Raw genomic sequence first — 14,210 nt, forward strand, 5'->3', positions numbered from 1 at the left:
GACACCGCCGGACTTCTTTTAGTCGGAATGGCCACCCAATGTTGGGTGGCCATTCCGCATTTACGGGCACATTTCGTGTTCGTGGTCAGCGCCGGGTGGCGTTCCCTGTTGTGGGGGACGCCACCCGGCGCTTCGTCGTACCCCGACGACGGTCGCGACGGTTTGCCGAGAGGCGCCGTCCCTCTCCTGGCTGTTCGCCGCGCGGGGTCGATGAGGCTGACGCGGCGTCGGGCCGGGGCTACGCTGACGGCACCGACTGGAAGGATCGACCCATGCGTTTCTCTCACCTGGGCGCGGAGCCGCGTATCCACCCCGACGCCGTGGTCGCTTCGACAGCGGTCATCAGCGGTGACGTCGTGATCGGCGCGGGATGCCAGGTGCTGCATGGTGCCGTCCTCACGTCCGAGGGGAGCCGCATCGTGCTGGGCGAGAACACGATCGTGATGGAGAACGCCCTCATCCGCGCGAGCGCCACGCACCCCGTGCACATCGGCGCGCACACCCTGGTGGGTCCGATGGCGAGCGTCGCCGGAGCCGATATCGGCGACGAGGTGTTCCTGGCCACCGGCACACGGATCTTCAACGGGGCCGAGATCGGTGACCGCAGCGAAGTGCGGATCAACGCCGTCGTGCACCTGCGCACCGTGTTGCCGCCCGAGACGGTGGTTCCGATCGGGTGGGTCGCGGTGGGCGACCCGCTCCGTCTGCTCTCGCCGGATCGGCACGACGAGATCTGGGCGGCGCAGAAGGAACTCGACTTCCCCGGCTACGTCTTCGGGCTCGATCGTGAGACGCCGGATCTGATGGTGCAACTGACCGAGCGGTACGGTCGCAGCCTGTCGCGACACGCGTCCGATCGAGCCGTCGACTGAGGCCACCGCGCGCGGTTGGTCTGCGCGAGGGATGGCCGGTGAGCGGCAGGGACGACAACTCGTCGTGACGTGCGAAGCGCCGACCCCCTCGAAAGGGAGCCGGCGCATCGCGGTGACGAGGGGTCGATCACCCGGTGTTCTGGAGTCCCGCGGCCACACCGCTCACCGAGAGCAGCAGCAGGCGCTGCTGTTCGGCATCCGGTGTCTCGGAGGTGTTCGCCGCGTCGCGCAGGGCGCGGAGCGCCCGCAACTGCAGCAGCGAGAGCGCGTCGACGTAAGGGCTGCGCATCTTGACCGCGCGCTGCAGCACGGGCTTGTTGCCCAGCAGATCGCCGCCGGTGATGCGCTCGACCCACGACCGGGTGAGCAGCATCTCGTCCATCACGAGCCCCGCGAGGTCGTCACGGTCGCCGAGTGCCAGGTAGCGGCGGGCGATGCGCTCGTCGGCCTTCGCGAGGCTCATCGCGACGTTGTCGATCATGGTGCGGAACAGCGGCCACTGCTCGTACGCGTCGCGCAGGCGCGGCTCATCGCCGACGGCGTCGAGCGCCGTGCCCAGGCCGAACCAGCCGGCGAGGTTGATGCGCGCCTGCGTCCACGAGAACACCCAGGGAATGGCTCGGAGGTCTTCGAGCGACTCGACCGAGAGGCCGCGTCGCGCGGGGCGAGAGCCCAATGCCAGGTGACCGAGCTCTTCCATCGGCGTGACCGTGGCGAACCACGGTGCGAAGCCGGGAGCCTTCACGAGGGCGAAGAAACGCTCCCGCGAGGCGACGTCCATCGTGCTCGCGACATCGGCGAACGCCTCAGCGGCCCCACGGTTGCGGCGCTCGATCGAGGGGGAGGATGCCGTGAGCACGGCCGCCGCGACCTGATCGATGTGGCGCATGGCGATGTCGGCATCGCCGTAGCGGGCGAAGATGACCTCGCCCTGCTCGGTGAGCTTGAACCGGCCGTCGACGGAGTGCGGGGGCTGCGCGAGGATCGCGGAGTTGGCGGGTCCGCCGCCTCGTCCGAGCGCACCACCGCGACCGTGGAAGAGCGTCAGCTCGATGCCCTCGGTCTCGGCCCACGTCGAGATCTTCGCCTGGGCCTCGTACAGCGCGAGGTTCGCCGCGACCGGTCCGACGTCTTTGGAGGAGTCGGAGTAACCCAGCATGACCTCGAGTCGTCGACCCGTGGCCTCCAGTCGAGTCACGAACGACGGATGCGACACGATCTCGGCGAGGATGCCGGGGGCGGCCTGCAGGTCGGCGAACGTCTCGAAGAGTGGGATGACGTCGAGGACGGGCACGTTTTCACCCGGGCCCATCGCGAACGCGGCCAGTTCGTGCACGTTGGCGAGGTCTTCGGCCGACTGCGTGAACGACACGATGTACCGACCGGCGGCGCGGGGCCCGAAGCGCTCCTGCACGTAGGCGATGGAACGGAAGACCTCGAGCACCTCGTCGGTCTGCTCGCTACGGGCACCGCCCGCGCGGAGGTCCTCGAGCACCTTCCGGTGCACGGCCGAGTGCTGCCGCACCTCGAGCTCGGTGAGGTGGAAGCCGTAGGTCTCGACCTGCCACACCAGGCGCTGCAGGGCACCGTAGGCCTGACGTGCCGCTCCGGCGGCGACGAGTGAATCCTGCACCGTCCGCAGATCGGCGAGAAGGTGCTCGGGGTCGCGGTAGGCGAGGTCGGCGTTGCGGGACCGGGTCGCGGCGATCTTGCGTGCCAGCAACAGCATGATGCGGCGGTGGGGTTCGTCGGGGGAGCGCTCGGCGATCTCGGCCGCGGCGTCTTCGTCGGCGGCGCGCAGACGGTGCCACAGGGTGACGAGGGCATCGCTCGGCGGCGTGGACTCGGCATCGAGGGTCAGTCCGCGACCCACGCGCTGCGTGGTGCGTTCGAGGCCCAGCAGCACATGCTCGCTCGCGATCGCTGCGGCCTTGCGGGTGACGGATGCCGTGACGAAGGGGTTTCCGTCGCGGTCGCCGCCGACCCACGAGCCGACGCGCACGAACGGCTTCACGATCGGGGCTCGGGAACCGGCGTGCTCGCCCTGCAGGATGTCGTCGATGCGGCGGTACACGCGCGGCACGGCGGTGTAGAGCGTCTCGTCGAACACCGACATGACCGAGCGCACCTCGTCGACGGGCGACGGCTTCTCGCGGCGGAGGGGGGCGGTGCGCCACAGCGTGTCGATCTCTTCGAGCATGCGGCGCTCGGTTCGACGGCTCTCGGTGCCACCGTCGGAGGCGGCGTCGTGCTCGGCGAGCAGCTCCGACAGGCGACGGATGCTCGTGGAGATCGCGCGGCGGCGGGCTTCGGTGGGGTGAGCCGTGAAGACCGGGTGGAAGCGCAGCGCTTGGAGGCGCGCGAGCGCGGTCTCTTCGCCCACCTCGTTCGACAGCCGCTCGTATGCCGTCGCGATCGTGTCGGGCGTGCCGGAGCGCGACGGGTTGTCGCCTCGCTCGCGCAGCACGCGCACGCGCTGATGCTCCTCGACGAGGTTGACGAGGTGGAAGTAGGCCGTGAAGGCACGGGCCACCTCGTCGGCCCGCGCGATCGAGAAGCCGTCGGCGATGGCCGCGGCCCGCTCGAACGCTTCGGGCGTCTCGTCGGTGTAGGCCTGGATCGTCGCCGAGCGCAGCCGCTCGACATCGTCGTACAGGCCGGGGGAGCCGCTCTCCTGAAGGACGCGGCCGAGCAGCGAGCCGAGCAGTCGCACGTCGGCGCGCATCTGTTCGGGGAGCTCTTGGCCGGCTTCGAAGCGGCCCACGAGGTCGATGGCCTCGGTCGGGGTCAGTTCACGCACAGCCCCAGATTATCGGCGTCCGGTGACGTGTGAATGACGCCGGGACGGCGTGCGACGGCGCACGGGCATGGGGAGAAGCCGTGGCCGTGCAGTCCGCGTGGCCCAAAGCCGGACATCCTCCGGGCGAAACAGCCTCGCACCGCACACATCGGCGTCGAAGGGGGTTTGTGGTCGCAATCGTCCGGAGTCGGTTCGGGCGGTGTTTCCAGAACGATCGCCCGCGGCCGGTCCACCGCACGGGTCGCGGCCGCGCGGGGGATACTCGGGGCACCGGCGCCGTCGGCGCTGCGAGAGGAGACGCCGTGAGCGACGATGCCCTGCGAGAAGCGGCCGAGACCATGCGGGCCGTGCGCGAACGCTGCGCGTGGACGAAGACGATCGACCACGCGGCCCTCGTGCCCTACCTCGTCGAAGAGAGCGCCGAGGTGATCGACGCCGTCGAGTCGGGCACTCGCGCCGACCTGCGCGAGGAACTCGGCGATCTGCTGTGGCAGGTGCTGTTCCACGCCGAGATCGCGTCGGGCGACCCCGTCGACCCCTTCGACATCGACGACGTCGCTCGCGGACTCACCGAGAAGATGGTGCGCCGGCATCCGCACGTCTTCGCCGGGGCCGTGGCATCCACTCCCGAGGAAGTGCTCGTGCACTGGAACGCGGCGAAGGCGGCCGAGAAGAGCGAGCGCACGAGTGTCCTCGACGGGGTCAGCGACCACATGCCCGCGCTCGCGCTCGCGCAGAAGCTGGTCGGCAAGGCCGCGCAGGTGGGCGTGCACGCGCCGACGCACCGGCTCGCCGATCCCGCGACCGAGGCGGAGCTGGGCGACGCGCTGCTGGCGCTGGTGCAGCAGGGGCGCGACCGGGGCTGGGACGCCGAGCGCGCCCTGCGCGAGCGACTCCGCTCCCTGCGCGCCGACGTCACGGCGGCCGAGGCCGCGCCGGGCGCCCCCTGACCCCCGCCCCGGCGTCACGAGCGCACACGTCGTGGCCGAGGGCACACGTCGTCGCGGGTGTTCTCGGCGTTGGCGTGTGCTCTCGACGGCGACGGCGCGAGCGCACCGGCGGGGGCTGAGACAATGGACGCGTGGCATCCGTGAACCCGCCGCGCGGCATGCGCGACTTCCTCCCCGCTGACAAGGCCCGTCGCGAGCGCGTGCTCGCCGTCATCCGCGAGCGCTACCGCGCCCACGGCTTCGACGAGATCGAGACGCCCGTGATGGAGGAGTACTCGCGGCTGCACGCCGGGATCGGCGGCGACAACGAGAAGCTGTCGTTCAGCATCCTGAAGCGGGGAATGGATGCCGAGGGCATCCGCGCCGCCGCCGACGACCCGGCCGCTCTCGCCGACCTCGGCCTGCGTTACGACCTCACCGTTCCGCTCGCCCGGTTCTACGCCACGAACCGTGCCCAGCTGCCGACGGTGTTCCGCGCGATCCAGATGGCGCCGGTCTGGCGGGCGGAGCGCCCCCAGAAGGGCCGGTACCGCCAGTTCCTGCAGTGCGACATCGACATCATCGGCGACGCGTCGGCCCGCGCCGAGGCCGAGCTGATGACGGCGAGCCTCGACGTGCTCGACGCGCTGGGGCTCGAGGGCGGAACGATCCGCGTCAACGACCGTCGCGTCCTCGACGCGATGCTCGACGTGTTCGGCTTCGCCCCCGACGAGCGGCCCGGGGTCCTGATCACGATCGACAAGCTCGACAAGATCGGTGCCTCGGGTGTCGTCGCCGAGCTACGCGACCGCGGAGCGACGCCCGAGGCCGCCGACGCCGTCGCGGCCTATCTCGAACGTCCTCGCCCCGACGACGCGCGCTTCGACGACGCCGGCATCCGCGCGGCTCTGCCCGACGGCATCCCCGACGAGGTCATCGCGCACCTCGTAGCCCTCGGCGAGACGGTGGCCGCCGCGCGCGGCGCCGACGCGCCGCTGGTCTTCGACCCGTTCCTCGTTCGAGGCATGGGGTACTACACCGGCACGATCTTCGAGCTGGCCCACCCGAGCGTCGACTACTCGCTGGGCGGGGGCGGTCGTTACGACGGCATGATCGGGCGTTTCCTCGGTCAGGACGTTCCGGCCGTGGGGTTCTCGATCGGTTTCGAGCGCATCGTCGAGCTGCTGCAGGACGCCGTGGACACGGGCGAGCGAGCCGTGGTGCTCGTGCACGATCGCGACGTCGCACTCGAGGACCTGCTGCGGGTGAAGGCGGAGCTCGTGGCCGATGGCGCACGCGTGCGCCTGGAGCAGCGCACGAAGAACCTCAAGGCCCTCCTCGAACGGGCGAGCGCCGACGGCTACACGTCGTTCGCGACGGTGAATGCCGGAACGACGGGCGCGTCGCTCGAGATCAAGCCGCTCGGCTGAGAGTCGCCGCGTCGCCCGGCGGCCACGCCTCGGTCACCCGGTGTTCACGTCGGCGAGGTGTGATCGGGACATGCGTCGCGCGAGGGTTCGACGGCCCGTTCGACGGCCGGTGACCCTCGCCGCCGCGTCGTCGGTCGCGGTGCTGGGGGCCACGGCGGTGGCCCTGCGTACCCTCATCTCGCGTCAGGCGGCGATCGCGCGGCGCCGCATCGGCAAGCCGCTCGGGGAACAGGCTCTGGATGCCGACCGCGTCTGGCGCCGGAAGAAGCACGACGGTCGACCGGTCGAGCTGCTGGTGCTGGGGGACTCGATCGCCGCGGGTCTGGGCGCCGGACACCGACGCGACACCCTGGGGGCTCGGCTCGCCAAGGGCATCGCCCGCGCAGCCGCGCGACCCGTGCGCCTGCGCACCGCCGCGGTCGTAGGATCGGAGACCTCGGCTCTCGCGGCGCAGATCGCCGCCCTTCCGCCCGACTACCGCGCCGACGTCGCCGTCGTCGTGGTGGGCGGCAACGACGTCACGCACCGCGTTCCCCCCGTGCGCGCCGCGGCGCAGCTCGAGCAGGCCGTCGGCGCCTTGACGGCCCGGGGGACGGCCGTGGTCGTGGGAACCTGCCCCGACCTCGGCACGCTGCGCGCGGTGCCGCAGCCGCTGCGCACCCTCGCGTCGCGCTCCTCGCGCCAGCTGGCGGCGGCGCAGGCCCGCGCCGCCGAGCGTGCCGGCGCGCGAGTGGTGGGCCTGGCCCGGGCGGTGGGACCGGTCTTCGCCGAACGCCCCGACGAGATGTTCAGCATCGACCGCTTCCACCCCAGCGCCCTGGGTTACCGGCGCACGGCCGAGGCCCTGCTGCCGGCGGTGCTGGGCGCCCTCCGGGGCGACGCGGAGCCGTCGCCCTCGGTGTCGCCGCGGCCTTCCGCCGACGTCCCGGCCAACCCATAGCTCACGGTCGTACCGTTCCCCCACGCCTCCTCTGCACATCCTCCTGACCACCTGGCGCGCCGACCCCCTCACGCTCGGCGTGCTGTTCGTGGCATCCGCGGCCTACCTCGTCGGTGTCGCGCGTCTGCGTCGTCGAGGCGAGAAGTGGCCCCTGCGCCGGACGATCGGGTTCTTCGCACTCGGGCTCCTGCCGTACGCCGCGATCGAGCTCGGATTCCTCGCGGTCTTCTCGGCCGAGCTCCGCTGGGCGTTCTCGACCCGCATCGCGCTGCTGATCTTCGCCGTCCCGGCCGGGATCGCCGCCGGACGCCCGCTCGACCTGGCCGCCCGACTGGGAGCGGGCGCCGTGATCGAGCGCGTCCTCGCCTCCCGCGTCACGCGGATCTTCGGCAACGCGATGGTGGCCACCGTCGTCATCGCCGCGGTGTCCTGCCTCTTCTTGACCCCGCTCGCCGGCATCCTGCGTGTGAACCCCGTCGTCGAGGCGTCGCTGGGGGTGGTCGTGCCGCTCGTCGGGCTCGCGATGGTGCTGCCGATGATGGCGTTGGGGGCCGTGCACACGGGCACCTTCATCGCGATCGAGTTCCTGCTGGCTTTCGTCGAGCTGCTGATCGACTCCGTCCCCGGGCTGCTGCTGCGCCTCAACGACTCGGTCGTCGACCTGATCCCGGATGCCGTGCAGACGATGTCGTGGTGGCCGTCGACGCTGCACGATCAGCATCTCGCCGGCGACATGATCTGGTTCATCGCCGAGTTCGCCGACGTGCCGATCCTCGTCATCCTGCTCGTCCGCTGGATGCGCACCGACCGCGTCGAGGCCCAGGGCTTCGACGAGCTCTCCGACGAGGAGTACGACGAGATGACCCGCGCGCACCTGCGCGGCGAACGCTGACGCGCGTTGACCCACGACCGCCGCCCCGCCAGGCTGGGACCGTGCCCACCCACGACGACGTCGACGCCTTCCTGACCCGCACGCTCGTCGGCTTCGACCCGATCCTGGATGCCGCGCTCTCGGCGCAGCACGCGGCGGGCCTCCCCTCGATCGAGGTCGCCCCCGTCAACGCCAAGTTCCTGCACCTGCTCACGCGTATCGCCGGCGCTCGCCGCGTGCTCGAGATCGGCACCCTCGGCGGATACTCGACGATCTGGTTCGCCCGCGCCGTCGGCGAGGGAGGCCGGGTCGTGTCGATCGAGGCCGAATCGGCCAACGCCGATGTCGCGCGGGCCAACCTGCGGCGCGCCGGCGTGGCCGACCGTGTCGACGTGCGCGTCGGGCGGGGAGCCGACGTGCTCCCCACCCTCGAGGGCGAGGAGGCTTTCGACCTCGTCTTCATCGACGCCGACAAGGAATCCAACACGCTGTACCTCGACTGGGCCGCACGGCTCGGGCGTCCGGGCACGGTCGTCGTGCTCGACAACGTCGTGCGCGGGGGAGACGTCGCCGATGCCGACACCACCGACTCGAAGGTGCAGGGCGCGCGCCGCGGCATCCTGATGCTCGGAAGCGACCCCCGCTTCGACGCCACCGCCCTGCAGACCCTCGACCGCAAGGGGTGGGACGGTGTGGCCCTCGCGATCGTCGTGGATGCCGGGGAGGTCGGCGCCGGGTCTTGACGCAGGCGGCCGCGGGCGTGGCGAAGCGGAGTCCGACGCGGAATGACGCTCTGGCCCACGAGCGTCGGGGGCGGTCACTAGACTCGACCACGGACCGATGACGCTCCGCCCTCTTTCACTCAAGAACCAACGAGGAGTCCTTCGTGGCACTTATCGAGGCTGTCAACGCGCGCGAGATTCTGGATTCGCGCGGAAACCCGACCGTCGAGGTGGAGGTGCTCCTCGACGACGGCATCGTTCAGCGCGCGGCTGTTCCCTCCGGCGCATCCACCGGCGCCTTCGAGGCCTACGAGCTGCGTGACGGCGACAAGAGCCGCTACAGCGGCAAGGGCGTGCTCAAGGCCGTCGCCGCTGTCGTCGACGAGCTGGGCCCCGCCATCGAGGGCGTCGAAGCCAGCGAGCAGCGCATCATCGACGAGATCCTCATCGAGACCGACGGTACCGAGAACAAGTCGCGCACCGGCGCCAACGCCATCCTGGGCGTCTCGCTCGCCGTCGCCAAGGCCGCCGCCGACAGCGCCGACCTGCCCCTGTTCCGCTACCTCGGCGGCCCCAACGCGCACCTGCTGCCCGTTCCGCTGTTCAACGTCATCAACGGTGGCGAGCACGCCGACAACGGCATCGACTTCCAGGAGTTCTTCCTCGCGCCCATCGGCGCCGAGACCTACCGCGAATCGCTCCGCTGGGGCACCGAGGTCTACCACGTCCTCAAGGGCGAGCTGAAGTCCGCGGGTTACAACACCGGTCTCGGCGACGAGGGCGGCTTCGCCCCCGACCTGCCCAGCAACCGCGAGGGCCTCGACTTCCTCATCCGCGCGATCGAGAAGGCCGGCTTCACCCCCGGTCAGGACATCGCCGTCGGCCTCGACGTCGCCGCCACCGAGTTCTTCAAGGACGGCGTCTACACCGTCGAGGGCAAGGAGTGGAGCGTCGACACGCTCGTCGACTACTTCGCCGACCTCGTCGCGAACTTCCCGATCGTCACGATCGAAGACGCGCTCGCCGAAGACGACTGGGACGGCTGGAAGAAGCTCACCGACGCCATCGGCTCGAAGGTGCAGCTCGTCGGCGACGACCTGTTCGTCACCAACCCCCAGCGTCTGCAGAAGGGCATCGACCTCGGCATCGCCAACTCGCTGCTCGTGAAGGTCAACCAGATCGGCACGCTGAGCGAGACGCTGGATGCCATCAACCTGGCCACCCGTTCGGGCTACACCTCGATGCTGTCGCACCGCTCGGGTGAGACCGAGGACACCACGATCGCCGACCTCGCCGTCGCCGTGAACGCCGGCCAGATCAAGACCGGTGCCCCGGCGCGCAGCGAGCGCGTCGCGAAGTACAACCAGCTGCTCCGCATCGAAGAAGACCTCGGCGACGCCGCGGTGTTCGCGGGCCGCTCGGCGTTCCCCCGCTTCAAGGGCTGATCGTCCGACGAAAGGAGAGGGAGCCCTACGGCTTCCTCTCCTTTCGCGTTTCCGTGCACGCGCCGGGGGCTCGGCGCGTCCCCGGGGCCCCGCAGGTCGGCGACGTAGACTCGGCTCCGCCCGTCGCCCGTGACCGCGCGGGCGAGAACGAGAGGGGATGCCGTGGACCGACCGACATTGCCTCCCCGCCGGCCCGTGGCATCCGGTGCCACGCCCGCGAAGAAGACCGGCACGAAGAAGTCGGCGAAGGCCGCCCCGTCACCCCGTGCGTCCCGCTCGACGCCGTCGACCCCGCGGCGCGTCGACGTGCGCGAGTGGCTCGGCAAGGTGCGCGTGTCGGGCTTCGTCGTCATCATGCTGGGGCTCGTCGTGCTCGGCACCTTCGTGCTCGTGCCGACCGTGGGCACCTACATGGATCAGCGTCAGCAGATCCAGGCGCTGGAGAACGCGGTCGCCGTCAGCCGCGACGACGTCGCCGAACTGGAGTCGCAGCGAGAGCGCTGGTCCGACCCCGCCTACATCACCACTCAGGCACGCGAGCGGTTGTACTACACGTTCCCCGGCGAGGTCGTGTACCTCATCGACAACGACCTGCCCGTCTCGGCCACCCCCCAAGAGCAGCAGGACGTCAGCGAGGACGTGGGTCAGACCCGCACCGACTGGATGGCGCAGCTCGTGCGCTCGGTCGCCGACTCGGGTGCCGCGCAGGTGGCCGTGCCGACCACGGTCGAGATCGGCGTGCCCGACCCCACCCCCGCACCCGAGGCGACGCCCGCCCCGTGAGCGGCGACAGCGACGGGCGCTCCCGTCGCGCGACCCGCGGGGCTCCCGTCGCGCTCGGACTCCGGCCGCCGACGCCGATCTCGCGGAACGCCGAGACCGGACCGGTACCCTGGGAGCGATGACTACCACGCACCTTCCCCCCGCGTCCGACGCCGACCTCGCCGTGCTGCAGGCGCAGCTGGGTCGCGTGCCCCGCGGGGTCATCGGCATCGCCGCGCGGTGCATCTGCGGCAACCCGACCGTCGTGGCCACGTCGCCCAGACTCGACGACGGCAGCCCGTTTCCGACGTTCTACTACCTCACGCACCCCGCGGCCACGGCGGCGATGTCGGCGCTCGAGGCCGGTCACGTCATGGTGGAGTTCACCGACGAGCTCGCCGCAGACGAAGACCTGCGCGGCGCGTACCTCGCCGCGCACGAGGCCTACCTGCGCGATCGCGCGGCGTACGGCGAGCCCGAGGAGATCGCGGGGATCTCGGCGGGCGGCATGCCCACCCGGGTGAAGTGTCTGCACGCCCTCGCCGGTCACTCCCTGGCCGCCGGGCCGGGTGTGAACCCCATCGGCGATCGTGCACTTGAGCGCGGCACCTTCTCGCCCGAGCGCTGCGAGTGCGAGAGCCCCGGGACCGGCGGATGAAACGCGTCGTCGCGGGGGTGGCATCCATCGTCGTCGCGATGGTGCTGACCGGCGCGGCGACCGCTCCGCCCGTGCTGACCGGCACGCCTCCCTCGGCCCCCGCGAACGCGACACCGGCCCCGCCGGTGCCCGAGGACCCCACCGACTCCGTCCGCGCGTCGGAGTACTGGCTCGACCAGTACGGCGTGCGCGAGGCGTGGAACACCACGCGCGGCGCCGGACAGAAGATCGCGATCATCGACACCGGGATCGGGCGCGGCCCCGTCGAGTTCAACGGCGCGATCGCGGGGGGCACCGACGTATCGGGTGTCGGTTCGTCGGACGGGCGCACCCCGGTCGGCGCCGTCGACGCCAACCACGGCAGCTGGGTCGCCTCGCTCGCGGCTTCGCGGGGGACCGGTAACGGCCGCGGCATGATCGGGGTGGCACCCGAAGCGGAGCTGCTGTCGATCTCGGTCGGGTTCGGCGCCTCGACGACCAAGCCGTTCACCGAGCAGATCGCCGAGGCGATGAGGTGGGCGGTCGACAACGGTGCGACCGTCATCAACCTGTCGCTGACCACCAACACCCTCGACTGGGACCGCAGCTGGGACGACGCGTTCGAGTACGCCTTCGACAACGACGTCGTGGTGGTCGTCGCCGCGGGCAACCGGGGGAGTGGTACCGACCGCGTCGGGGCGCCCGCCACGATCCCGGGCGTCCTCGCCGTGGGCGGCGTCGACCCGAACGGCACCGCGAGCAGCAGCGCGTCGACGCAGGGCATCACGATCGGGCTGTCGGCGCCGAGTGAGCGCCTGCGCGGGGTGTCGGCCGACGGCACGCTCGTGCAATGGAACGGCACGAGCGGGGCCGCTCCCATCGTCGCCGGCATCGCCGCCCTCGTTCGCGCGGCCCACCCCGACCTGGATGCCGATAACGTCCTCAACCGTCTGATCAGCACCGCGAAGCCCGCCGCCGGCGCCACGACCGTGCCCGACAAGCTCTACGGTTACGGACTCGTCAACGCGGCGGCAGCCATCTCGGCGCGGGTCGACACCGTCTCGGAGAACCCGCTCGGGAGCCTGTCGGAGTGGATCCGGCTCTACCGTCGGGCCGACGCGGAACCCGCGCCGACCCCGACCGCCACGGCGGTCGAGATCCCACCGCTGCCGCCGGTGACATCGGCGCCCGAGGCGGGTTCGCCTCTGCTGCCGTCGCGCGATAGCGTTCTGTACGGATCGCTGCCGCTCGGCGCGGGCACACTGGCCGCTATAATGATTGCGCTCGGTGTCACTGCTGCTGCCCGGCGAATAAGACAGGCGCGCATCTCCCGCGAGCCGAGCCGCACCACAAACGAGGAGTCCCTCACATCGTGACCACTACCGTGCCCAGAATCCTCATCGTCGGTGGGGGCTACGCAGGTTTCTACACCGCGTGGAAGCTCGAGAAGCTCCTCGGCCGTAACGAGGCCGAAGTCACGCTCGTCGACCCGCTGCCGTACATGACGTACCAGCCGTTCCTCCCCGAGGTCGCCGCCGGCGAGATCGAGCCGCGCCACGTCGTGGTGAGCCTGCGCCGCCACCTCAAGCGCACCACCGTCATCGCGGGCAAGATCACCGGGATCTCGCACGCCACCAAGTCGGCGACGATCACTCCGATCGCCGGTGACGAGACGTTCGAGCAGAGCTACGACCACATCGTCGTGACCGCCGGCGCCGTGTCGCGCACGTTCCCGATCCCGGGCATCGCCGACAACGCCATCGGGCTCAAGACCATCGAAGAGGCCGTGGCCATCCGCGACCGCCTCACGTCGAACTTCGACAAGGCATCGGTGCTGCCCGCCGGTCCCGAGCGGGACCGCCTGCTGACCGTCGTCGTCGTCGGTGGTGGCTTCGCCGGCATCGAGGTCTTCGCGGAGCTCCGCGCCTACGCGTCGTCGCTGCTCAAGCAGTACCCCACGCTCGCGTTCGAGGACACGCACTTCCACCTCATCGAGGCCATGGGCCGCATCATGCCCGAGGTGTCGCAGAAGACGAGCGAGTGGGTGCTCGCCGACCTCGCGAAGAAGGGTGCCTTCGTGCACCTCGACACGCAGGTCAAGGGCGCCGTCGACGGCGTCATCGAGCTGTCGACCGGCGAGAACCTGCCGACCGACCTCATCATCTGGACCGCGGGTGTCATGGCCAACCCCACGGTCGTCCGCGGCAGCGACCTGCCCGTCGAAGAGCGTGGTCGCATCCGCACGCGCCCCGACCTGCGCGTCGGCACCGAAGAAGAGATCGTCCAGGGTGCCTGGGCCGCCGGCGACGTGTCGGCCGTTCCCGACCTGTCGGGTGGCGGCGTGGGCGGCTTCTGCGTTCCCAACGCCCAGCACGCGGTGCGCCAGGGCAAGCTCATGGCGAAGAACCTCGTCGCGGTGCTGCGCGGCGAGGAGCCCAAGGAGTACAACCACAAGAACCTCGGCGCCGTCGCCGGCCTGGGGCTCTACAACGGCGCATTCCAGTCGGGCAACATCGCGCTGACCGGCCTGATCGCCTGGTTCGCCCACCGCGGTTACCACGGTCTGGCCATGCCGACGTGGGAGCGCAAGTTCCGCGTCGTCGGCGACTGGGTGCAGAACTTCCTGCACGGTCGCGAGGTCGTCAACCTCGAGGCCGTCCAGCAGCCCCGCGCCGCGTTCGAGGAGTTCGCCGCGCGCCCGCGTCCGGCGGCCCCCGCGGCCGACGCTCCGGCGCCGGCAGCCCCGGCCGAGAAGAAGGCCGAGCCCGTCGCGGCGAAGTGACCTTCCGCTGATCGAGACCC

12 protein-coding genes are annotated in these 14,210 nt (G+C 70.9%); 11 read left to right on the forward strand and 1 reads right to left on the reverse strand.

Going from position 1 to position 14,210, the window contains the following annotated elements; genetic code table 11:
• The first annotated feature begins 272 nt into the window (after window positions 1–272).
• A complete protein-coding gene (locus ASF96_RS11510; protein WP_055836021.1) occupies window positions 273–872 on the forward strand; it encodes a gamma carbonic anhydrase family protein in 600 nt (199 codons plus the stop codon).
• A 127-nt stretch (window positions 873–999) separates the two neighbouring features.
• Here ASF96_RS11510 and ASF96_RS11515 read toward each other — a convergent pair whose 3' ends face one another.
• Entirely contained in the window at window positions 1,000–3,672 is a 2,673-nt protein-coding gene (locus ASF96_RS11515; RefSeq protein WP_055939507.1) for a phosphoenolpyruvate carboxylase, read from the reverse strand.
• A 338-nt stretch (window positions 3,673–4,010) separates the two neighbouring features.
• Between ASF96_RS11515 and ASF96_RS11520 the strand changes: the two genes are divergently transcribed.
• The 10 genes from ASF96_RS11520 to ASF96_RS11565 all read left to right on the forward strand — a co-directional run bounded on the left by ASF96_RS11520 (window position 4,011) and on the right by ASF96_RS11565 (window position 14,190).
• A complete protein-coding gene (locus ASF96_RS11520) occupies window positions 4,011–4,622 on the forward strand; it encodes a MazG family protein (RefSeq protein ID WP_082509662.1) in 612 nt (203 codons plus the stop codon).
• Window positions 4,623–4,780: 158 nt separating this feature from the next.
• Window positions 4,781–6,031 (forward strand): histidine--tRNA ligase, encoded by a 1,251-nt coding sequence (gene hisS, locus ASF96_RS11525; protein ID WP_055939988.1) that lies wholly within the window; start codon window positions 4,781–4,783, stop codon window positions 6,029–6,031.
• Window positions 6,032–6,140: 109 nt separating this feature from the next.
• Window positions 6,141–6,971 (forward strand): SGNH/GDSL hydrolase family protein, encoded by an 831-nt coding sequence (locus tag ASF96_RS11530; RefSeq protein ID WP_441005404.1) that lies wholly within the window; start codon window positions 6,141–6,143, stop codon window positions 6,969–6,971.
• 88 nt (window positions 6,972–7,059) lie between these two features.
• Window positions 7,060–7,863 (forward strand): cytochrome c oxidase assembly protein, encoded by an 804-nt coding sequence (locus ASF96_RS11535; RefSeq protein WP_235560598.1) that lies wholly within the window; start codon window positions 7,060–7,062, stop codon window positions 7,861–7,863.
• Window positions 7,864–7,904: 41 nt separating this feature from the next.
• The gene (locus ASF96_RS11540) at window positions 7,905–8,585 is read left to right on the forward strand and encodes an O-methyltransferase (RefSeq protein ID WP_055939515.1); all 681 of its coding nucleotides are present in this window, start codon (window positions 7,905–7,907) and stop codon (window positions 8,583–8,585) included.
• A gap of 143 nt (window positions 8,586–8,728) precedes the next feature.
• Entirely contained in the window at window positions 8,729–10,009 is a 1,281-nt protein-coding gene (eno, locus tag ASF96_RS11545) for a phosphopyruvate hydratase (protein ID WP_055939516.1), read from the forward strand.
• A 162-nt stretch (window positions 10,010–10,171) separates the two neighbouring features.
• Window positions 10,172–10,792, forward strand: coding sequence for an FtsB family cell division protein (locus ASF96_RS11550; protein ID WP_235560599.1), 621 nt, complete (start codon window positions 10,172–10,174; stop codon window positions 10,790–10,792).
• 118 nt (window positions 10,793–10,910) lie between these two features.
• Entirely contained in the window at window positions 10,911–11,429 is a 519-nt protein-coding gene (locus ASF96_RS11555) for a DUF501 domain-containing protein (protein ID WP_055939519.1), read from the forward strand.
• Window positions 11,426–12,784 carry a S8 family serine peptidase gene (locus ASF96_RS11560; protein WP_055939522.1) on the forward strand — a complete coding sequence of 453 codons (1,359 nt, stop codon included), beginning with the start codon at window positions 11,426–11,428 and terminating at the stop codon, window positions 12,782–12,784. The genes ASF96_RS11555 and ASF96_RS11560 overlap by 4 nt, the downstream gene beginning before the upstream one ends.
• Window positions 12,781–14,190, forward strand: a complete 1,410-nt coding sequence (locus ASF96_RS11565; RefSeq protein WP_235560600.1) for an NAD(P)/FAD-dependent oxidoreductase — start codon at window positions 12,781–12,783, stop codon at window positions 14,188–14,190. Before ASF96_RS11560 ends, ASF96_RS11565 begins: the two co-directional genes overlap by 4 nt.
• Window positions 14,191–14,210 lie beyond the last annotated feature (20 nt).

Origin of the sequence: Microbacterium sp. Leaf179, from assembly GCF_001423785.1 — a bacterium.
Classification (GTDB): Bacteria; Actinomycetota; Actinomycetes; order Actinomycetales; family Microbacteriaceae; genus Microbacterium.